This window comes from Lentzea miocenica (assembly GCF_033949945.1).
GTDB classification, from domain to species: Bacteria; Actinomycetota; Actinomycetes; order Mycobacteriales; family Pseudonocardiaceae; genus Lentzea; species Lentzea miocenica.
This window is the reverse complement of the sequence record NZ_JAXAVW010000001.1, coordinates 243,822-263,504: the sequence shown is the minus strand read 5'-3', so window position 1 is coordinate 263,504 and position 19,683 is coordinate 243,822. Positions and strand designations below refer to the sequence as shown.

At 67.8% G+C, this 19,683-nt stretch carries 19 protein-coding genes; 9 read left to right on the top strand and 10 right to left on the bottom strand.

What is annotated here, in order from left to right:
- Window positions 1-66 precede the first annotated feature (66 nt).
- Complete coding sequence (locus tag SK803_RS01265) at window positions 67-1,548, top strand: helix-turn-helix transcriptional regulator (protein ID WP_319963815.1); 1,482 nt, start codon at window positions 67-69, stop codon at window positions 1,546-1,548.
- On the opposite strand, the gene cutA is transcribed toward SK803_RS01265, so the two are convergent.
- Entirely contained in the window at window positions 1,545-1,871 is a 327-nt protein-coding gene (gene cutA, locus SK803_RS01260; RefSeq protein WP_319963814.1) for a divalent-cation tolerance protein CutA, read from the bottom strand. The genes SK803_RS01265 and cutA overlap by 4 nt on opposite strands.
- 617 nt (window positions 1,872-2,488) lie before the next feature.
- On the opposite strand from cutA, the gene SK803_RS01255 reads away from it, so the two are divergent.
- Window positions 2,489-3,211 carry a hypothetical protein gene (locus tag SK803_RS01255; RefSeq protein ID WP_319963813.1) on the top strand — a complete coding sequence of 241 codons (723 nt, stop codon included), beginning with the start codon at window positions 2,489-2,491 and terminating at the stop codon, window positions 3,209-3,211.
- A gap of 116 nt (window positions 3,212-3,327) precedes the next feature.
- Window positions 3,328-5,166 carry a recombinase family protein gene (locus SK803_RS01250; protein ID WP_319964046.1) on the top strand — a complete coding sequence of 613 codons (1,839 nt, stop codon included), beginning with the start codon at window positions 3,328-3,330 and terminating at the stop codon, window positions 5,164-5,166.
- Here SK803_RS01250 and SK803_RS01245 read toward each other — a convergent pair.
- The 7 genes from SK803_RS01245 to SK803_RS01215 form a co-directional block, all read right to left on the bottom strand.
- The gene (locus SK803_RS01245; RefSeq protein WP_319963812.1) at window positions 5,093-5,713 is read right to left on the bottom strand and encodes a YCF48-related protein; all 621 of its coding nucleotides are present in this window, start codon (window positions 5,711-5,713) and stop codon (window positions 5,093-5,095) included. The genes SK803_RS01250 and SK803_RS01245 overlap by 74 nt on opposite strands.
- 99 nt (window positions 5,714-5,812) lie before the next feature.
- Window positions 5,813-7,012, bottom strand: coding sequence for an MFS transporter (locus SK803_RS01240; RefSeq protein ID WP_319963811.1), 1,200 nt, complete (start codon window positions 7,010-7,012; stop codon window positions 5,813-5,815).
- 127 nt (window positions 7,013-7,139) lie between these two features.
- Entirely contained in the window at window positions 7,140-9,263 is a 2,124-nt protein-coding gene (locus SK803_RS01235; protein ID WP_319963810.1) for an LPXTG cell wall anchor domain-containing protein, read from the bottom strand.
- Between the two features lies 1 nt (window position 9,264).
- Window positions 9,265-10,908, bottom strand: a complete 1,644-nt coding sequence (locus SK803_RS01230; RefSeq protein WP_319963809.1) for a hypothetical protein — start codon at window positions 10,906-10,908, stop codon at window positions 9,265-9,267.
- Window positions 10,909-11,068: 160 nt separating this feature from the next.
- Window positions 11,069-11,725, bottom strand: a complete 657-nt coding sequence (locus SK803_RS01225) for a response regulator transcription factor (RefSeq protein WP_319963808.1) — start codon at window positions 11,723-11,725, stop codon at window positions 11,069-11,071.
- Complete coding sequence (locus SK803_RS01220; protein WP_319963807.1) at window positions 11,722-12,864, bottom strand: sensor histidine kinase; 1,143 nt, start codon at window positions 12,862-12,864, stop codon at window positions 11,722-11,724. The genes SK803_RS01225 and SK803_RS01220 overlap by 4 nt, the downstream gene beginning before the upstream one ends.
- Before the next feature lie 76 nt (window positions 12,865-12,940).
- Window positions 12,941-13,933, bottom strand: coding sequence for an ABC transporter substrate-binding protein (locus SK803_RS01215; RefSeq protein ID WP_319963806.1), 993 nt, complete (start codon window positions 13,931-13,933; stop codon window positions 12,941-12,943).
- Between the two features lie 79 nt (window positions 13,934-14,012).
- Between SK803_RS01215 and SK803_RS01210 the strand changes: the two genes are divergently transcribed.
- The 6 genes from SK803_RS01210 to SK803_RS01185 all read left to right on the top strand — a co-directional run bounded on the left by SK803_RS01210 (window position 14,013) and on the right by SK803_RS01185 (window position 18,072).
- A complete protein-coding gene (locus tag SK803_RS01210) occupies window positions 14,013-14,357 on the top strand; it encodes a hypothetical protein (RefSeq protein ID WP_319963805.1) in 345 nt (114 codons plus the stop codon).
- Window positions 14,358-14,407: 50 nt separating this feature from the next.
- A complete protein-coding gene (locus SK803_RS01205; RefSeq protein WP_455032238.1) occupies window positions 14,408-14,713 on the top strand; it encodes a hypothetical protein in 306 nt (101 codons plus the stop codon).
- 30 nt (window positions 14,714-14,743) lie between these two features.
- Window positions 14,744-15,061, top strand: coding sequence for a hypothetical protein (locus SK803_RS01200; RefSeq protein WP_319963804.1), 318 nt, complete (start codon window positions 14,744-14,746; stop codon window positions 15,059-15,061).
- Between the two features lie 80 nt (window positions 15,062-15,141).
- Window positions 15,142-16,113: a C40 family peptidase gene (locus tag SK803_RS01195; RefSeq protein WP_319963803.1), complete on the top strand. Its 972-nt coding sequence runs from the start codon at window positions 15,142-15,144 to the stop codon at window positions 16,111-16,113.
- Window positions 16,114-16,377: 264 nt separating this feature from the next.
- Complete coding sequence (locus SK803_RS01190; protein ID WP_319963802.1) at window positions 16,378-17,322, top strand: C40 family peptidase; 945 nt, start codon at window positions 16,378-16,380, stop codon at window positions 17,320-17,322.
- A 186-nt stretch (window positions 17,323-17,508) separates the two neighbouring features.
- Window positions 17,509-18,072: a LysM peptidoglycan-binding domain-containing protein gene (locus SK803_RS01185; protein WP_319963801.1), complete on the top strand. Its 564-nt coding sequence runs from the start codon at window positions 17,509-17,511 to the stop codon at window positions 18,070-18,072.
- A gap of 72 nt (window positions 18,073-18,144) precedes the next feature.
- On the opposite strand, the gene SK803_RS01180 is transcribed toward SK803_RS01185, so the two are convergent.
- Window positions 18,145-18,453 carry an iron-sulfur cluster biosynthesis protein gene (locus SK803_RS01180; protein ID WP_319963800.1) on the bottom strand — a complete coding sequence of 103 codons (309 nt, stop codon included), beginning with the start codon at window positions 18,451-18,453 and terminating at the stop codon, window positions 18,145-18,147.
- A 507-nt stretch (window positions 18,454-18,960) separates the two neighbouring features.
- On the bottom strand, window positions 18,961-19,605 hold the full coding sequence (locus SK803_RS01175) for a hypothetical protein (RefSeq protein WP_319963799.1): 645 nt from the start codon (window positions 19,603-19,605) through the stop codon (window positions 18,961-18,963).
- Between the last annotated feature and the right edge of the window lie 78 nt (window positions 19,606-19,683).

Genomic DNA, 19,683 nt, shown 5'->3' with positions numbered 1-19,683 from the left:
CGGGACTACACTTGGTCACCGATCGGCTCGCTGGCGTAGTCGGGGCCTGTGAACTGGAGGCTTCACATGACCACCTCAAAGGGCGCTTCGCGGACGGTCCTCGCACTGCGCATCAGGCAGCGCAGACTGACGGTCGACGAGTTCGTCGACCGGCTCGAAACCTTCGCCCGTGAGACTGGCGAGATTGCAACCCTGGGTCTTCGGCACGCCCAGAGACTGTGCACTGGCAAGCTGAAGCCAGACCAGTTGCGCACGTCGACTGTCCGATTGCTGGAGCGATACTTCGAGACGCCCATTGAGGAACTTCTTTCCGCCCCTGAGCAGTCGGTGACGAGCACAGGGAAAGGCGAGCGGAAATCGCCGCGTCCGGACAGTGCCTTTGCTGTCGCCCGAAAACGGGTCGGCTTCTCGCAAGAAAGACTTGCGGAGGCAGTCGGTGTGGACTGCCAAACGGTTGGGCGATGGGAACGTGGCGAATGCGCGCCACAAGCGTGGTTGCGTCCGAGGATCGCCAAAGCTCTCGGTATCACGGTCGGCGAGTTGGCAATTGCGATCGAGGCGACGAGAGAAGTGAGGGTTCAGGTGGACCGGCGCGAATTCATGGGTGCTGCTGCGGGAACAATGCTCAGCATGACGACCACATTCGGTCCCGCCCTGTCACCTCGCGCGGGCGAGTCCGATTGGCAATATCTTCTGGACCGCACGGCGCGGTTGCGTCGTCTGGACAACTACCTGGGCGGCAGGGACACGTACAGCCTCTATGCCTCTGAACTCGCCTCAACCAAGGCATACGTGAAGTCGGTCAGTTGCACGCCGAAGATGCGCACGGCGCTTGTCAGCGTGATCTCGGAGCAAGCACAGATGACCGGCTGGGCGGCGTTCGACGCTGGCATGCAGGCGGAAGCCACACGGCACTATCGCGACAGCCTGAAGGCTGCGAAGGAAGCCAAAGACGACGTGCTCGCTGGAAACGCTCTCGCCTTCCTCGCGTATCAGGAAGTCAGTACCAGCGGCCCGAACATCAGCCTCGCTGAAGCGTCCTTCACGGCAGCGGAGAAAGACGCCACACCCAAGGTTCGAGCTTTGCTACTTGAACGCAAGGCCTGGACTTACGCCGTCGCAGGTGACTATCAGGCAACTGAACGAGCACTGGAAGACGCCAAAGTAGCGGTCAGGGTTCGAAGCGATCACCCAGAGCCGGACTGGGTGTTTTGGATTGACGACAACGAGATCGAAATCATGGCGGGTCGTTGCTGGGCGGAATTGAGGCGTCCGCTTCGCGCTGTGACCACGCTCGATACTGCGTTGGCGCGATTCGACGACACCCAAGCGCGGGACAAGGCGCTCTACATGACGTCGCTGGCGCACGCGCTGATCGACGGCAAGGAGATCGAGCGCGCGGCACTGGTCACTCAGGAGTCGGTACGGCTTGCCCAGGGAGTCGGCTCGGTTCGCCCGCTTGAGCGCATCAACGGCGTTGTTGATCGGCTCCAAGAGTTCAAGGCGTCGGCAGGTGTCGCCCAGGTGCTTGACCGAGTCCGCGCTTAGTCGACTGGTTCGACCGTGCGCCTGAGCCAGTCGAAGTACTCGTCGGTTCCACCGAGCATTTCGACGGCGGTGATTTCCGGGTTGTCCCAAGGGTGTTCGGACAGCAGGTGATCGCGCAGGGCGGGGTAGCGGGCCTTGGTGGTCTTCAGGATGGCTTGCCACTCCTGACCTTCGCCCAGCTCCCCGTGGTGCCAGTAGACCGAGGTGATCGGGCCGACCACCTGAGCGCTGGCGGCATGGCGCGTGGTGACCGCCGATCGAGCGAGGCTCGTGGCGACTTCTTTGCTGTCGGCAACGACGGTCACCTGAAGGTAGTCAGACACGCGTCACAGCATAGCCGCGCTCGGTGTCACTACTAGCAAACTACTAACGCGCAGGCCAGGAAGCCTCCACTGTCCAATATGGACTCGATGACCGGTGCCGTTGGGGGTTCACATTGGGGTTCATACGGGGGTTCATCTTGGGGTTCACGTTAGAGCGCCACCCCCGCAGGGTGACCTTTGCCCTGCTCACGCATGGCGCAAGGGGTTCCGCTGGTATCCCAGACTCATGTACGGGAACGTCATGTGACCCACGTTCGCGCCGGGCGGCGCATCCGCCCGGCGGGGCTTCCTGTCGAACTACCTGCCGTACTACCTGTCGAGTGTCCTTTTAGACGGGTAGCCCCTCGGCGCACTTTTCCGCCTGGTCAAAGGGTTTGCGGGCCCTACCGATGCAACGCCCGACTCACCCCCACGGAATGAAAGTGATGCAGGGGTGTCGCTGCGGGGCAGCCCGTGCACGCCGCCGACACGGCGCGATCGAACGCAGTCAGGTTGATCGGTCCAGTAGTAACGATTCGATCTCCGAGGTGGAAAAACACCGTCATTTTTGGAGTTGAGGGGCGACACCGGGTCGCGTCGCGCGCGACCTGCCGCACCGTCCGCCAGGAGCGCCGCTCATGCCCGCTGAACCCGTCCAGTCCTATCCGGACAGCAGCCAGCCCGATCCAATGCCGCACAGCGGCGCTGAGCGGCCATTGCGGCTGCCTGCGGCGCACCTGGCGTCGCTAGCTGCTGCCCTGTCGGTACCCGACGGCGGCTTCACCATCGATCCCGCCACCGGGGCCGCCGTCGGCGACGGCTATGCCGTGTCAGTGGATCCGTTCTACGAACGGACTCACGACCGCCCGATCACCGCTCGGGATCTCGCTGCCTACCTGACCACCGCGCAACGCGCGCTCAGGCTTCCCCGGCGCGTCCTGGGCGGCTGGCGTGATCCCGAGTCCGGGCGCGTCCACCTGGACGTTTCGGTGGTCGTTCCGACCTTGGCCGAAGCGCTCGAACTGGGGCGGTCCGCAGGACAGATCGCCGTGTTCGACCTGGCCGCCGGGAAATCCACCCCGGTCCCCGACCAGGACAGCGCCGTGGTGATTCCGCTGCGAAAAACGTCTGGTACTTCGGGTGAAATTCGGCCGGAATCCGTGACCAGCGACACCGGGTGGCGGTACGATCAAAAACGCAGAGGCAAGCCGGATCGTTCTTTCTCCGGCACGGTTACCCATGTCGGCGAGGCTGAGGGTGAACGGATTCGCGGGGACCTCGCCGCCGCGCTCGCCGAATTGCTGACCTGGGCGGGCGAACAAGATGGACAACCTTCCCGCGACGAAAGGAAAGCAGCGTGACTACAGCGGATGATACAGCGGGCAACCCTCCCATCCCTGGAATAACCCGCCGTGCCGTTTCAGTTCCTGCTTCCGGGCCGTCCGGCTTGTCGGACTACGCGGTGTCTCCCTTGGGCATGCCGTTGACGCTGTTGCGGAACGAAATCCGTGTCGCATGGCTGGGACGCACTTCGACTGACGATCATCAGGACCCGCGTCAATCTGCCATGCGACAATTGGGCAACAGTCGTGCCGCACTCCCGGAATCATGGGTGATCGTCGCGCATTTCTACGACGTGGAATCCGGACGGCTCGAACTCGACGAGCGTGGACAGGGCACCGACTACGCCAAGTACGATCTCCCGATTCCGCGTGACGGCGGAGTCGCTGACCTGCTGGCGGAATCCAGTCACCCCGGACGACGTTTCGACGTGGTGATCTGTGAAAGCGTCGCCCGTGTCGCTCGCCGCACGTTCGAAGGGCTGTCGATCGAGCGGGAACTCGAAAATGCCGGTGTACCACTGTTCGCCTCGAACGAGCCGATCACGCTCAGCGGCAGCCGCGCGCAGCGCATTCTGCAACGACGCATCAACCAATCCGTCGCGGAATACGAAGTGCTGAACATCCTTGAACAATCCTGGGGCGGGATGTGCACGCATGTGCGCGAGGGATGGAACATCGGCAAACCACCGTACGGATACAAGGCCAAGACGTACCGGCACCCCAACCCGTCGAAAGCGGAAAGAGGACAGACAAAAACCCGCCTCGAACCTGACGGGGCACACGCCGAGACCGTAACTCAAATAGCCTTGTGGCGATATCACGAAGGCATCGGGTACGGCGCTATTGCCGACCGACTGAACGCCGACCCACTGAAGTACCCGCCGCCCGTTGCGGCCGACGGAAAGCGCACACGCGGCGCGTGGGGCAAAATGTCGGTCTACGAAATTCTGCGCAATCCGAAGTACACCGGATATCAGGTTTTCAACCGGCGCGCGTCCCGCTCACGCAACGGCAAGGTGAACGATCCGGCTTTGTGGGTGTGGTCACCCGAACCCGCGCATGAGCCACTGATTCCGAAATGGATGTACGACGAACTCAGCGCCAACCGCCGGAAACGGCGCGGTTCGCGAGAGGGCAACGCCTTGAACGTCCATCCGGAAACACTGCGCACATACCTGTACCGAGCATTGCTGTTCTGCCAGTGCGGACGACGAATGAACGGTACCGTCCGCCACGACGCCACCTATTACACGTGCTGGCCGAAGAACAACAACCGAGGCCGCCCCGACAAATACTCCGGACACCGCAAGGCGGAATACATCCGGCAAGACGACGTCATGAGCGCAGTATCCCAGTTTCTCGCCGAACGGATTTTCGGCCCCGAGCGACGCGCGATGCTCGCCGCCGACCTGTCCACTGTGGACGAATGGGAAGCCCGGCAACGCGACGCGGAACGTGATCGCCTACGGCGGGTGCTCGCCGACGTCGCCCGCCGACAGAACACGATCATGCGCCAAGCTCAGGACGGCGACCCTGACGATCCGTTCACCCGGGCGCTGCGCGCCACCTACAACGATCTTGAAGCCGAACGGCAGGCCGCCCTGTCCGCCGTCGCCACACTGGACGCCGCCGACGACACAGCACCCACCCGGCCCGACGCGGCGGACGTGGACCTGCTGGACGCGCTCCCCTACCTCACCGGGAACCTGTCAGATGCGCCAGAACCGTTGCTACGCAAGCTTTTCGAGGCCGTCAGCCTCACCGTCCGGATCACCGACGACGGCGACCACGTGACCATCAACGTCCGCCTGCCCGCCGACACCATGCCCGAGATCATCAGCATCGCCGAAACGATCAACAGCACCGCCGTCGCGCGCAAAACGGCAGATCACAGTGTGTCTAGCGCTTGTGCCGATGCTGTAAACGCCCCCAGCCGGGATCGAAGCTGCACAACGCATAGCGGCCGGTGCTGACCGTGCCGAGCCGCGTCGCCGCGAACTCGGTGCACGGCGCGGGCTCCTCCAGCCACCCCGCCGGTGACCGCGTCCAGTACCGGTTCGTCTCACCGAACTTCGCCAGCGACACCTGGCCGTCCGCGATGGCACCGAACGCCTGACCCTTGACCTCGATGCCCGGCACCGGCTGCCACGGGCCGAACCACAGCTCGCGGTGGAACAGCCGTGACGAAGTCCCGTCGTAGATCACCGCGAGGAAGCCGGAGTTGTCGAATCCCAGCGCCCCAACGGTTCCCTTGATGCCGGACGGTGTCCACCGGGTGCCGCCGTCGCTCGTGACGAACAGCTGCTCGCCGTCGGTCACCATGCCCGCGGCGTCGTTCGCGAAGGCCACCCGCAGCCGGTCGGTCTCCGGCACGGACAGCGCCGGAGTCGTCACCCGAGTCCACGACGCCCCACCGTCGAGCGTGCGGACGAGCTGCGGGCATTTCGCGGTCTGACACAGGGTGTCGAGCCCCAGTACCCAGCCGCGATCAGCGGACACCCACGACGTCGACGCCGGCACGACCCCGGTTGCAGCGTGCGCGACGGATGTCGTTCCAGCGGCTGACAACAGTGAGATTGCCAAGACAGCAATGCGTTTCCCCCACATCGCCTTCTCCCCTCAAGAGGCTGATTCCCACTCAACACCTCTTCCTGGTGAAGCGGCAACCACCCAAACGGCCACCAGAACGCCCGCACCGCCGGTGAGGACGAAGGTCAGTTCGGGGCCTACCGCGTCCAGCAGCAGACCACCGCCGATGTAGCCGATCGCCGCCGCCACACCGATTCCGCCGTAGAAGTTGCCGAAGACCCTGCCCACCTTGTCAGCGGGCGCGAGCCGCTGGATGAGCGTGCTGTGCGCGACGTCCATCGCCGCGATGCCGAGCCCGCGCACCGTCTGCACCGCGAACGCCGCCGCCACGCCCCAGGCGAAACCGGTCAGCAGGTTGCCGGCGCTGCTCACCACGAAACCCGTCACGAGCAACGCGACCATGCCGATCCGGGTGGCTCCCCTGGCCAGCAACGCGAACCCGGCCAGCAGACCAATGCCCACCGCGGCAAGGAGAACTCCGGCCGCGCTGTCCGACGCGTGGAACGTGTCCTTGCTCAGCTGGATGATCGCGACGTCGTCGATCGCGGTGCACGCGACAACCCCGCAGAAGCCCAGGAAAACGATCCGCAACGCCCGCCCGTGCCAAATCGCGCCGAGCCCTTCCTTCACGTCCGTGAACACCGAACCGCCCGGCTCCCCCGGCACGATCAGCTTCGGCAGCCGCAACAGCAACAACGCCGACACCCCGAACGACACCGCGTCCACGAGCAGCACGCCACGGGTGCTCATGAACTGCAGGAGCCCGGCGGCGAGCAACGGCCCGAGGACGTCCGCGCTGTTGGAACCGAAGCCCAGCACCGTGTTGGCCCGCGGAAGATCTTTCTCCGCGACCAGGCTCGGCACGGCCGCCCGCGACGCCGGGATGAAGATCTGCCCGAGCATCGCACGGACGCCGACCAGCACCAGCAGGATCGGCAACGGCGGCAGTGTGAACGCGATGACCGCCAGCAGCGCGCACTGGGCGACCTCGCAGGCGATCATCACCGTACGCCGGTCGAACCGGTCGCTGATGAGCCCGGTGACCGGGCTGAGCAACGACGGCGCGAAGTCGCCGACCAGCAGCAGCGCGGCCACCGCGATCGCCTTCCCCGCGACGGACTGCACGTGCAGCATCAGCGTGACCAGGCTGAGCGCGTCCCCCACGACCGAGATCGTGCGCGACACGGTGAGCACACGGAGGTGCCGGTTGGCGCGCAGCAAGGTCAGCACGCGGCTCATGATGTCGGCGGTGCGTGCGGTTGGCCACGGAGTTTCGCGCCGGGCGCGAAGACGGAGCCGTGCACACGACTGAGGGGTGGGAGCCCCTGCGCTCCCACCCCTCAGTTCCCGTTGCCGGTCAGACCGTCCGCCTGCGCCGGCGCACCAGCGCCAGCCCCGCCCCCAACAGCCCGAGTCCCGCGAGGCCGGTGGGCACCATGCCGCTGCTGCCGGTGTACGCGAGCGGCGCGTTCTTCACCTCCTCCCGCGCATCAGCCTTGAACTCGGGAACCGGCACGGCCGCGGGCTCGACCTGAGGCACGGCCGCGGTCACGGTCTTGGGCTCGGCCAGGGTCTTGAACTCGGCCGCGTGCCCGGTGCCGGACTCCGCCCCAGGCCCCGTCCCGACCTCCTCCGTGTCCACTTCGGACATCCGATCGACCTCGCAGTCGACCAGGTCGAGCCAGTTGTGCACGGTGTGGAACACGGTGTCGACCGTGTCCGGCAGACCGTCGAACCAGGTCTCGGGCAGCTCGGCGGGCACCCGGTCGAGCTCCCGCTCCACCTGCTTGATCAGGTCGTCGACCCATGCCTGGATCCGGGCGGCCGGATCGGCGTCAGCCTGCTCCGGTTCCGGCTGGATCTGGTCCAGCGCACGGTCCGCGTCGTCCAGCACCTCGTCCAAGCCGGTCCCGGCGGCGTCGATCAAACCGCTGAACCAGTCGTCCCACGAGTCGTCCACGGGCTCGTCCTGCGGTGTCTGCGCGGCGGGTAGCTCAGCAGGCACCTCGGCAGGCGTCTCCGCGGGCAGTTCGGTTGGCAGTTCGGCGGGCAGTTCGTCGAGCACGCGGTTGACTTCGTCGAACAAGCCGTCGATCCGGGCGAACGCCTCGTCGACACGGTTGTTGAGCCACTTGCCCAGCGCGTCGTCCACGGCGTCGCCCGCCGGGGCCTGCTCGGTGCCGGGCAGCTCGTCGAGCGCCTTGTCCGCGTTGGCCAGCACCGAGTCGACACCGGCCGCGAGACCGTTCACCAGGTCAGCGACAGCATCACCGACGAGGTCCGGCTCGGGCTGTGACTCCGGCTGCGGCTCGGGCTGCGCTTCCACGTCGGGAAGCTGATCGAGTGCCCTGTCCGCACTGTCCAGCGCCGCATCAACACCAGACACAACACGATCGACCAGATCACTGAACGCCTCACCAATCGGATCCGACTCCACCACGGGGTCGGGAGTGACAACCTCCGACTTCGCCTCGGGCAGCTCGTCGAGCGCCTTGTCCACGTCGGCCAGCACCGAGTCGACACCGGCCGCGAGACCGTCGATCAGTGCGCCCAGCGCATCGTCGAGCGGATCCACGCCAGTCGAATCCGGAGCAGCGGCATCCGGCACCGGCTGGGAGTCCGGCAGTGGTTCAGGCTGCGGCTCGACATCCGGCAGCTCGTCGAGCACCTTGTCAGCGCCGTCCAGCGCTGCGTCCACACTGGACACGACGCCGTCGATCAGTGCGCCCAACGCATCGTCGAGCGGATCCGCCTCAGCCGAGTCCGGTGCCGCGGCATCCGCCTGCGGCTCGGGCCGCGGCTGCGGCTCGGGCTCGGGTTCGGCGTCCGGCAGCACGTCGAGTGCCTTGTCCGCGCTGTCCAGCACCGCGTCGAAGCCCGACACGACGTCGTTGATCAGGCCGCTGAACGCCTCGTCGAAGCTGTCCGACCCCGCCGCATCCGGAGTGCCCGGCTGAGGCTGCGAGTCCGGCTGCGGCTGGGGCTCGGGCTGCGGCTGGGGCTGGGGCTCCGGCTCCGGCTCGGGCTCCGGCTGCGGCTGCGGCTGCGGCTCGGGCTGCGGCTGCGGCTCGGGCTCCGGCTGCGGCTCCGGCTCCGGCTCCGGCTGCGGCTCGGGCTGCGGCTCCGGCTCCGGCTGCGGCTGCGGCTCGGGCTGCGGCTCGGGCTCCGGCTGCGGCTCGGGCTGCGGCTGCGGTTCCGGCTCTGGCTGCGGCGCAACCGGGTCCCCAGGCGCGGCCTGCTGGTCACCGGCCGCCCCCTGCGCCGCCGAGTCGGGAGACGAACCAGTCGGCTCCAACTCGTCGACGTCGGCCGCCAGCGCGGCCAGTTCGGCTTCCAGGGCGTTGGCCTCGGCCTGCAGTGCTGAGAGGTCGGGCGCCGCGACGGGCTCGGCGGCGTGGGCCTGGCCGGCCAGCGAGACGGCTGCGGCGAGAGCGAAGCCACCTGCGGCGAAGATGGAAGAGAGCATCTTGTAGCGGAACATGTCACTTCTCCTGCGTCGTGGTGGCGAGCTTGGCCTGCAGCTGGATGATCTTGTCGGCGATGCCGAGCAGTGCGGCGGACAGCGGGCCGGAGGGCTTGCGGCCCTCGTACTTGGCCGTGATGTCGCGGACGGTGTCCTGCAACTGCTTGATCTGGGCGGCCAGGCGCTGTTCGTTGGTGCGCGCCGGTGGGGCGGCCGCTGGGTTGTCCTTCAGCGACTGCTGTTGGGCCGCGCTGAGCTTGGGCGCGGAGTACTCGCCCTTGCCGGTGGCGGAGTCGTAGGTGACGGAGCCGGTTTCGAAGTGCTGGGTGGTCTTGGTCCCGTCGACCTCGAACCGGTCGGTCGGATTGCCGAGGCGCAGCCGCATCTCGGCGTTGCGCTTGTACCGCTTGGCGATCTCTTCCCTCGGCGTGAGCGGCGTGGCGGCGTCCACGGACGTCGCGAGGTGGACGTAGTGGTCGGCGTCCTCGGCCGGGCGCAGTTTCTGGCCGTACTTGTTGGGGCCGCCGAAGCCGTTGTAGTCCTCCATCAGGACGTAGGTGAGCTTCGGTTCCTTCGCGGCACGGGCGGCGTCGATGAGCTTCTTCAACGCGCCGGTGTCCGGGTAGGCGTCCTCGCCCAGCTGGTCCGCCTTCTCCTTGTCGGACTTGAGCAGGCGGTAGACGCGGGTCACGACGGCGGCGTGGCCGGGCTCGCCGGGCTTCTCCGCCTCCCAGGTCGCGATGGCGCCGACGGCCGCGGTGCGGTCGACCCGCACGCCGTAGTCGCCGTAGTGCTCGTCGAGCTTGGCCGCCGAACCACCCGGCGCCGCGCTCACACCGCGGATCGCGCCCCGGTCCTGGATCCGTTGCTGGAGGCCTCCGTTGTTGGTGCCCAGCTGGTTCGCGACCCACCACTCGGCGAACGTGCCGCACTGCAGGACGCTGTCGGCCACCTTTTCCGCGGGGACCTTCAGGTCCTTCGCGACGTCGTCCACCGGGTAGTTGTTGCCGAACGGCACATCGTTCGGAATATCGCGCGGTACACCCGGCGACGACGGCTCGAAATCGCCGGCAATCCAGTCGCTCGGCTTCGTCGACTTCGCGAGATGAATGAACTCGTGCACTGACGAGGCGGGCATGGAATACGTCTGGTATCCCTCACCCGTGTAGTAGCCGTATTCCTCGATCCGCAGGCCGCCGTCGGCGTTGATGCCGGCGACATAAGCGAGGTGACCACCCTGGTACGTCGCGGGCCCGGCGTTGCGGACACCGGTGCGGGTGAGCGTGGTGCCCTTCGGGAAGTAGGCGATCGCGCCCACCGCCGGCGTCGTGTCCACGGTGTAGCCCTTGGGCGGCGCGACCCGCTTGAGCCAGTCCGGGTTCATCGGCTCGACGTTCGGACCGTCCGCGAGCTGGCCGATGAAGTCGCGGAACGGGATGCCGCGCAGCTTCGCGACCCTGGCGAGAGCGAAGACCGGGCCGGTCTTGACGACGCTCGCGTCGTCGAGGCCGAACGCCGCCTTCACGCCGTCCCAGTCGACGTCGTCCGCGAACCGGGTCGTCGCCGGGAAGTCCTGCGCCACGAGCTGGACGTCGTCCGCGAACGCGACCGGAGTGAAGCCCGCCGATGCGAACGCGGAGACCGCGATCGATATCAGCAGCAATTTACCTGCGAATTTCCCCCGCATGGAACACTCTCCTTGGTCAGTGCTGGTGCCTGCCAAAAGAATGCGGGGGAATGTCGTCGCAAACAATACCGTGAAGAGCGGTCAAAAATGTACCGCGCAGGTTTCAAATACCCGCAAAACGCATACCGCGAAAGTTTCAGCCGCCCGGTTTGAGCAGGCCGGACTCGTAGGCGGCGGCCACGACCTGAGCGCGCGACGACAGCCCGAGCTTGGTCATCGCGCGGTTGAGGTGCGTCTTGACCGTGGCCTCGGACAAGAACAACTTGCCACTGATGTCCGCATTCGACAGACCGCGCGCCACGAGCAGCACGACCTCGTGCTCGCGTTCCGTCAGCGACGCGAACTCCGGCGGCACCGCGGAAACCGAGGGCAGCGCGGCGAACGAACTGATCAGCCGCCTCGTGACCGTCGGAGCGAGCAACGCCTCACCAGAGGCAACAAGACGCACCGCGCGCACGAGTTCTTCCGGCGGGGTGTCCTTCAGCAGAAAGCCGGACGCACCCGCGCGCAACGCCGCGAACACGTGCTCGTCCAGGTCGAACGTGGTCAGCATCAGGATGGCGGAGGAACCACCCGAAGCCAGGATCTCCCGCGCGGCCGTGACACCGTCCATCCGCGGCATCCGCACGTCCATCACCACGACGTCCGGTTGCAACGAGGCCGCCAGCACGACGGCCTCCTCGCCGTCGCCCGCCTCACCGACGACCTCCAGGTCGGGCTGGGCACCGAGCAGCGCCACGAAACCCGCGCGCACCAGCACCTGGTCGTCGACCACCAGCACCGACGTGCTCATCGCGCCTCCACCGGCAGCTCGGCCGTCACCCGGAACCCGCCGTCGGCCGGACCGGCGTGCACGACTCCCCCGTACATGCCCACCCGTTCCCGCATGCCGACCAGTCCATGTCCACTTCGGACGGAGTCCGGCACGGAATCGGGCGCCTCGTTGAAGACGTCGATCACCACCCGGCCGGGCTCGCAGTGCAACCGCACCGCCGTGCGCACCTGGCCGGCGTGCTTGAGCACGTTCGTCAGCGCCTCCTGCACGATCCGGTATGCCACCAGCGCCTGTCCCGGCGACAGGTCGGGAGGATCACCCTCGCACACGACGTCGAGGTCCAAACCGGACTCGCGCGCCCGCTCGACCAGTGCCGGAATGTGGTCGAGGCCGGGCTGCGGCCCTCCACCGTCCTGTTCGGACGAACGCAGGACGCCGAGCACGGTGCGCATCTCGGCCAACGACTCGCGGGACGTCTTGTCGATCACGCCGATCGCCTCGGACACCTGGGCCGAGTCCGCGGGCAGCATGCGGGCGACACCCGCGCGCACCGCGATCAGGCTCAGCCCGTGCGCCACGATGTCGTGCATCTCGCGGGCGATCCTGTTGCGCTCCACCGCGACCGCGTCCTCGGCGAGACGCCGATGCGCGTCGTCCAGCAGGCCGAGCGCGTGCTCCAGGCGAAGAGCACGACGCCTGCTGTGCCGCGTCGCCTGACCGAGCGACGCGGTGATGACGACCATCGTCCACCAGTCGATGATGGCGCGGGTGTAGTCGGGGTAGACGAGGAGTTCGAGCGGCGGCGGAGGCATCAGGGTGCCCACCGCCAGCACCGCCACGACCAGCACGATCGCCCACCGCGCGCGGAGCGCGATCGACGCCGAGTACACCCCGACGAGGACCGAGACGATCACGGTGTTGGCGTTGTGGCCGGACAGGCTCGTCAAGCCGCACACGGCCAGGACGAACACCATGACGGGGATCGGGTTCCGCCTGCGCAGCACGAGGGCGCCGGCGGTCGACACCTCGACCAGCGCCCACCAGGTCAGCGGGTACCGGTACAGCCCGTGCGCCAGCCCGAGCTGGAACAGCAGCACCACCGCGGCCAGCAGGCTGTCGGCGAGCAGCGGCCGGGCGGCCAGGCGTGCCGAGATCACATCTCGCGATTATTCGGCAGCCCGGCCACCCTGCCCGGCTCAACGACCCCGGTTCACCCGAACCGGGCCGGTCGCGTCACTTCGCCAGTACGGCGTCCAGCTGGTCAGCCAATTTGTTCATGATCTTGGCGTAGGAGGAGTAGCTCAGCGGCGCCACGGCGTTCCACTCCACGAACCGGTTGGCCTGCACGGCGGGCAGCGTCTGGAAGACCGGGTGGCCCTCCTTCATCTTCTCCGGGCTGAGCACGTGCGCACGGGTGTCCCACATGATCACGTGCTCTTTGTAGGCGCCGGAGTTCTCCCACGACAGCGACTGGAAGTAGCCGCCGCCCTCGGTGTCGGGCTGGTCAGGCGTGAGCAGCGGCAGGCCGAGCTCCTTGGCGTACCAGTCGAGGTCGGGGTTGCGGGCGGGCACCGCGACGTAGAACAGCTTCGGGTCCGCGCCGACGACCTGGATCTTCTGCTTCGCGTCCGTCATCTTCCTGCCGATGACCTTCAACCGGTCGGCGGCCTTGGTGAACGCCTCCTCGTCGGCCTTCACCTGTGCCGACTCGGTGTCGGCGCCGAGCGACTTCGCGAGGTCGCGGAAGCGCTTGATGCCGTCCGGCAGCTGGATCTTGGACTGGCCGATGCCGACGGTCGGGGCGACCTTGAGCACCTTCTCCTCGAACTCGGCGGTGAGGTGCCAGAGCCCGGTGACCTCCGGGTAGTAGCCCGCGACGACCAGGTCGGCGTTCAGCGCGGCGAACTTCTCGAAGTCGATCTCACCGTAGCCGGGACCGGTGATGTCCGTGACCTGGCTCGGGTCGATGCTGCCCGCCTCGGGGTCGGTGCTGCCGTCCGGGCGCTTGAGCGGACCGAACGTGCCCACGACGTTGATCCCGTAGTCCTTGAGCGCACCGGCGGCGGAGACCTGCGCGACCACGCGCTCGGGCCGCTTGGGCGCGGTGATCTCCTTGCCCCGGTCGTCCTTGAACGACCACTGGCCACCCTGCTGCTCCGTGGGAGCGTTCCCGCCACACCCGGCCACCAGGCCGAGCAGCAGAACCGCGGCGACTGTCCTGCGCACTTGTCCACCTCCTGAGTTTAGGCTTGCCTAACCTATCAAGTAGCTTTACGAGATCGGCATTACCGGTAGGTTGGTGACCGTGCGGAACCAACTGACGACGGTGCGTCGATTCGCCGTCGCCATCGCGCTCACCTTGCTCGCCGCGTTCGCGCTGCATCCCGCCTGCCCGCCGGAGCCCGCCCACCACGGCGCGTTCACGCCGGGCATCTCCGGGGAGTTCTGCCGCCACGGCGGCACCTCTCACCTGTCCTCCGCGACGCCCGCCCAGGCCGCGGTTCAGGCCGCCTCCGTCCCCGCTCCCGTTCTCGGCGAGACCTCCGTCATCCCGGCACCGGACATGACCTCCACATCGGACACACGGCCTTCGGAGCGCATCAGCTCAGGCCGAACATTGCTGACAGTCCTCGGCATCTCCCGGACATAGGCCTTCACCCCCCGCGCGCCCTCCCCGCGATCCTCGGCGGCTGGCCGGGCTTGCTGCTGTGCGCGGCGCTGCTCGCGCTGGGGACGATGGTGGTGTTCCCGTTCGAGATGGACAGGATCGTCTCGCTGTCGGGTGACCGGCTCGTGGCGACGCACTACGGCCTCTACAACACGGTCGTGGGCGTCGGGATCCTGCTCGGCAACCTGCTCACCGGGATCGCGTTCGACGCCGCTGCGCGCGCGGGCGTGCCGTGGATGCCCTGGCTCGCTCTCACGTGCGTGGGGCTCGGTTGTGCGTTGGCGCTGAAAAAGCTGGCGTCCCGTGTCGATTCGGGCCTCGCTGGTTCGACGAGGTAGCAGAGGCAGGAAACGGAATCGGAGGACGCCATGATCGCCACGCTGATCGCAACGCTGGTCGAGGAAGACCACGCCGAGGACGAAGGCGCGCTGGCGCCCGACGACCGCCTGACCTGCCACGTGCACGGGGGCTGGATCCACCGGTGCGTGTCCTCTCCCGTGCACGTCAACCCGGTCACGCGGCACCGCTGGTGCCGAGGCTGCGACGCCGAACTCGGCGTGGTGGTCGACGAGCTCACCGGCGATGTCGCGATGCGCTGCCCCCGCTGTGGGCGCGGGGGCAGCGCCGCCACCGCCCGCCTGATCGCCGCGTGCCGTGCCTCGATCGAGGCACACCGGGCCGCCTGATCCGTCGATCGACCTGAACCCTGTCGGCTGTTCGGCCGTACGCCTCCTCAGTAGTTGTTTCCGACTCCTGAGGAGGCCGCGTGCCCGGCCGACGTGCTGCAAGGACAACCGCTCTGGCCGCCGTGGTCGCCGCGACGGTGGTGTCGATGCCTTCGGCGCACGCCCAGCCCGCCAACGACGCGCTGCAGGCCTACACCGACCTGACGCGGGAGGCGGAGAAGCTCAGCCAGGACCACCTCAAGGCCCAGGGCGACCTGTCCAGGGCGAACGCGATCGTGATCGCCGCCACCGATGCGGAGAAGAAGGCGCTGGCCGAGTCCGAGCAGTACCGCGGACAGGTCGACGTGCTGACCGAGGCGTCGTTCGAGGGCGCCCGGCTCAACAACCTGTCGGCGTTCCTGACGTCGACGTCCCAGCAGGACTTCCTGGAGCGGATGCAGGCGATGAACATCATCGCCACCGACCAGAACGCGGCGGTGGACCGCATGAACGCCACCCTGACCGCGGCGCAGAAGGCGCGCACCGACGCCACCACCGCCGCGACGGCCGCCGAGAAGTTCGCCACCGACGTCTCCACCCGCAAGGTCGCCATGGACCAGCAGGTGACGGCCGCGCGGACCAAGTACCAGTCGCTGTCCGCGCCGCAGAAGCAGACGCTGGCGGCTCCCGGCCCCGCGGTCAACGTGTCCGTGCCCGCCGGCGCGGCGGGGGCGGCGTTGAGCTTCGCGCTGAGCCAGCAGGGCAAGCCGTACGTGTTCGGCTCGAACGGGCCCAACTCGTGGGACTGCTCGTCGCTGATGCAGGCCTCCTACCGGTCCGCCGGGGTGACCATCCCCCGCGTCACCTACGACCAGGCGAAGGTGGGCCGCGGGGTCGGCCGTGGCGAGGTCGCGCCGGGTGACCTGATCATCTACTACTCCGGGCAGTCGCACGTGGCCATGGCCGTGGACGGCACCCGCGCGGTGCACGCGTCCACCGAGGGCGTGCCGGTGAAAATCGCCAACATCGACTCCATCGGACCCATTTCGGTGATTCGCCGGGTCGTCGGGTGACGCTTCTCTCCCACCCCGCGATAAACCGACGTAGACGTCTGTGAGAGCGTGCTGCTCGGTGAACTGTTGAGGACCCGGTGGTGGACGAGGACAAGGTCATTCCGTAACCTGTCCGAGACCTTCGGCCCAGCAGTTAACCCACTCGGGGCACACGCCAAGGTTGCCGCCTCACGCGCAGTAGTTTTCGCGGGGCGGCTGCCAGGACAAAGGAGGACCCGCGACGTGGTGTCGCAACCCTCACGCCGCACCGTGCGTGGAGCACTCGTGGCGACGGCAGCGGTCGTCGCGGCAGTGATCCCCACGGCCCCGGCCACCGCACAGCCTTCGGCCGCGGACGCGCTCAAGAAGTACAACGAGCTGTCCGAAAAGGCCTCCCAGCTCAACCAGGACCACCTGAAGGCCCAGGGCGACCTCGCGGCCAAGCAGGGGGAACTGGACAAGGCCAAGGGAGACCTGGCCACCGCCCAGAAGGCTGAGGAGTCCCTCCGCGGTCAGGTCGACCTCCTCACCGAGGCCACCAACTCCGGCGCGCGCTTCAGCCAGATCTCCGCACTGCTGGTGAGCGACTCGCAGCAGGACTTCCTCAACCGCATGTCGGCCATCAACATCCTCGCGGCCGACAACGCCGAGGCGCTGCAGAAGCTCACCGACGCCGTCAACGCCGCGGACAACGCGACGAAGACGGCCAACGAGGCCACCGAGGCCTCGAAGAAGCTCCTCGCCGAGATCGAGGTCAAGAAGGCCGACCTCGACAAGCAGCTCGCCGAGGCGCAGGCGCAGTACCGGTCGCTGAGCAACACCGTCAAGAACCAGCTGGCCTCGTCCGGCGACATGTCGAACATCTCGGTGCCTCCGGGCACCGCGGGCCGTGCGCTGCAGTTCGCGCTCGACCAGCGTGGCGAGCCCTACGTCTACGGCTCGAACGGTCCGGACACCTGGGACTGCTCGTCGCTGATCCAGAAGGCGTACGCCTCGGCCGGCGTGTCCATCGGCCGCACCAGCTACGCCCAGGCGGCCGCGGGTCGCCCGGTCGGCCGCGGTGAGGCCAAGGCCGGCGACATCATCGTCTACTACTCCAGCCAGTCCCACGTGGCCATGGCTGTGGACGGCATCCGTGCGGTGCACGCGTCCACCGAGGGTGTGCCGGTGAAGATCGCCGACATCGACTCGATCGGCCCGATCAGCGTCATCCGTCGCATCGAGGGCTGACAACCCGATTTGTGAAGCGCCCCTTCCCGGTTCGCCGGGAAGGGGCGCTTTGCTTTCTCCACACAGGGCTTCACTCCAGCGGGTGCACGTGGCCGCGCCACCCGGCGAGGTCAGTGCGCGATGGCTAGGTTCCGCTTCGGACGCCGCCGGTCCCGGCGGTCGTCGAAGTCCGAAGTGGAGCGTTCATTGGACACCTTGCAAGCCGGGCAGGAACTGACCCGCGGCGAGCAGCTCACCACCCCCAACGGCTACACGCTGACGCTGCAGTCCGACGGGAACCTGGTGCTGTCGGAGAACACCGGCACGGTGTGGGCCAGCGGCACCGACGGCAAGGGCGCGGTCCGCGCCGCGTTGCAGGACGACGGCAACTTCGTGCTCTACGCCGGCGACGACAACGCCGTGTGGGCGACCGACACCGCGGGCAACCCCGGCGCGCGACTGGTCCTGCAGAACGACCGCAACCTGGTGGTCGTCGGCGGCGACGGCAGCCCGAAGTGGGCCACCCACACCGACACCGACTCCCCGCAGTCGGCGCCCGAGGCCGCGGCGCCCGCGCCCGTGGTCGAAGAGGCTCCCCCGGCTCCGGCCGCTCCCGCCGTGGTGACCTACACCGTGCAGAGCGGCGACTCGCTGTGGGCGATCGCCCAGAGCCACTACGGCGACGGCAACCGCTACGGCGAGATCGCCTCGGCCAACGGGATCGCGAACCCGGACCTCATCCACCCCGGTCAGGTGCTGACGATCCCCTGACCAGGGAATAACCGGAACGGGCCGGCCCACGCCGTTGTGGGGCCGGCCCGTTCCGCGCTCACGGCGGGAAAGTCAGGTGGTGGCCTGACCCTCCTGGCGGGCGATGGCGAAGGCAGGGTTGCCTTCGGAGTCCTCGCGCACGTCGAGGACCTTGTCCTCGAGGTACTGGGCGGCAGCCGGTTCCATGATGACCTTGGCGCCCGCGGGAGCCGCAACCACCTCGTCACCGTCGACGACCTCGCTGAGCGACAGTTCGAGGGCGGCCTGGCTGTTCTGGTCGGCGGCGAGGGCGAAACGCAGGCCGACGTCGTCGGCGGTGCCCTCTGACTGAGACGTCAGCTCGTTGATGACCTCGGCAGCCATCGGCGTGACTTCGAGCATGTCGGCCCCTTCGGCAGGAAACAAGAAACTCGTTCCGTGTTCCCAGCTCGCGCCGACTTCAACCACCAAACTCCAAAGACGCAGGTCAACAGCCCTCTGGGCGTGGCCTCAGCCGCTGGTTCACGGTCGGTTCGTGACATCTGCAAGTACTACCAACTCAAGATCATCGAGCGTGTGACTACACCCAACAGGCCCGCTCCAGCGGCCGCAGACCGCGAATCTGCTTGCCGGGTGTGGTCAGAGGCGATTTGATCAAGAGTTGGCGGTACTTGCAGACGCCACCGAGCCGATCGGGATGACTGGTTGCGAACCAGCGACTCCGGGGACCAGGCCGTGTCCTGCAAGCCTCGTCTCACCGCGTGACCCGCGAGGAGCGCTCGCAGAAGGTGAGCGAACCCACCGACCGCGGCGTGATCCGCGGCTGGGCGGGCGCCATCGCCCACAACCGCGTCATGGCGTTGCCGCTCTCGCCCGTGACTCTCGTCGAACGGACTTGCAGGACACGGCCTAAGCCACGCGATGGGCCTGCCGCGCCACCTCGTTGCGCACGTGCCCGCACGCCGAGCACACCCGCGGCACCGGAATCAGCTCGGCGACCAGGCGCCACGAGTCGGCGAACGACGGCACCTCCTGACCGGGCACCAGCAGGCTGTCGAGCACCTCCTGACGACGGCGGCCCTTCTCGCGGCTGCGCTCCACCGGGTCGCGGCGGTGCGCCAGGGCACGCGACTCCGCCCGTGCGCGCTCGCCGTCCGAGGTCAGGGCCTCACGGGAGCGCGGCGCGTGCAGCGCGGCGTTGCGGCGGTTCACCCGGAACCACTCGCCCAGCGAGATGCCGGCCAGCGGCGGGCGGGCGAGCGTCGAGCCGTCCGTGGTCCAGGTGCGCAGGCGGGCGCGCAGGAACTCGTGCGCCACCTGGGCGCGGGAGCGGGGGCGGCCCTGCCGGGTGCCGTCGGGCTTGGTGTCGACGGCCACCAGCAGCGCGTCGACGCTCCAGCCCGCCAGGAACCACGGCTCCAGCAGGCGGCGCACCCAGCGGCGGTCGGCGTCCGGCCACGAGGCGCGGGTGCACAGCGATTCGACGGCGATGTCCACGTCGGCGTTGGTGGCAGGCACCACGCGGCCCGGCCAGCGGCGGGGATCGATCTGCATCGGGACTGACCTCCTCTAGCACGCAACACGAACATCTGTTCGACATGGTGCCACGGGGGTCTGACAAAAACTGAACTC

Coding starts and splice junctions, on each gene's coding strand:
- SK803_RS01225 (WP_319963808.1), bottom strand. CDS start 11,725: ATGAGCACGTCGGTGCTGGTGGTCGACGACCAGGTGCTGGTGCGCGCG.
- SK803_RS01265 (WP_319963815.1), top strand. CDS start 67: ATGACCACCTCAAAGGGCGCTTCGCGGACGGTCCTCGCACTGCGCATC.
- SK803_RS01180 (WP_319963800.1), bottom strand. CDS start 18,453: ATGCTCGAAGTCACGCCGATGGCTGCCGAGGTCATCAACGAGCTGACG.
- SK803_RS01235 (WP_319963810.1), bottom strand. CDS start 9,263: ATGTTCCGCTACAAGATGCTCTCTTCCATCTTCGCCGCAGGTGGCTTC.
- SK803_RS01250 (WP_319964046.1), top strand. CDS start 3,328: ATGCCGTTGACGCTGTTGCGGAACGAAATCCGTGTCGCATGGCTGGGA.
- SK803_RS01255 (WP_319963813.1), top strand. CDS start 2,489: ATGCCCGCTGAACCCGTCCAGTCCTATCCGGACAGCAGCCAGCCCGAT.
- SK803_RS01200 (WP_319963804.1), top strand. CDS start 14,744: ATGATCGCCACGCTGATCGCAACGCTGGTCGAGGAAGACCACGCCGAG.
- SK803_RS01175 (WP_319963799.1), bottom strand. CDS start 19,605: ATGCAGATCGATCCCCGCCGCTGGCCGGGCCGCGTGGTGCCTGCCACC.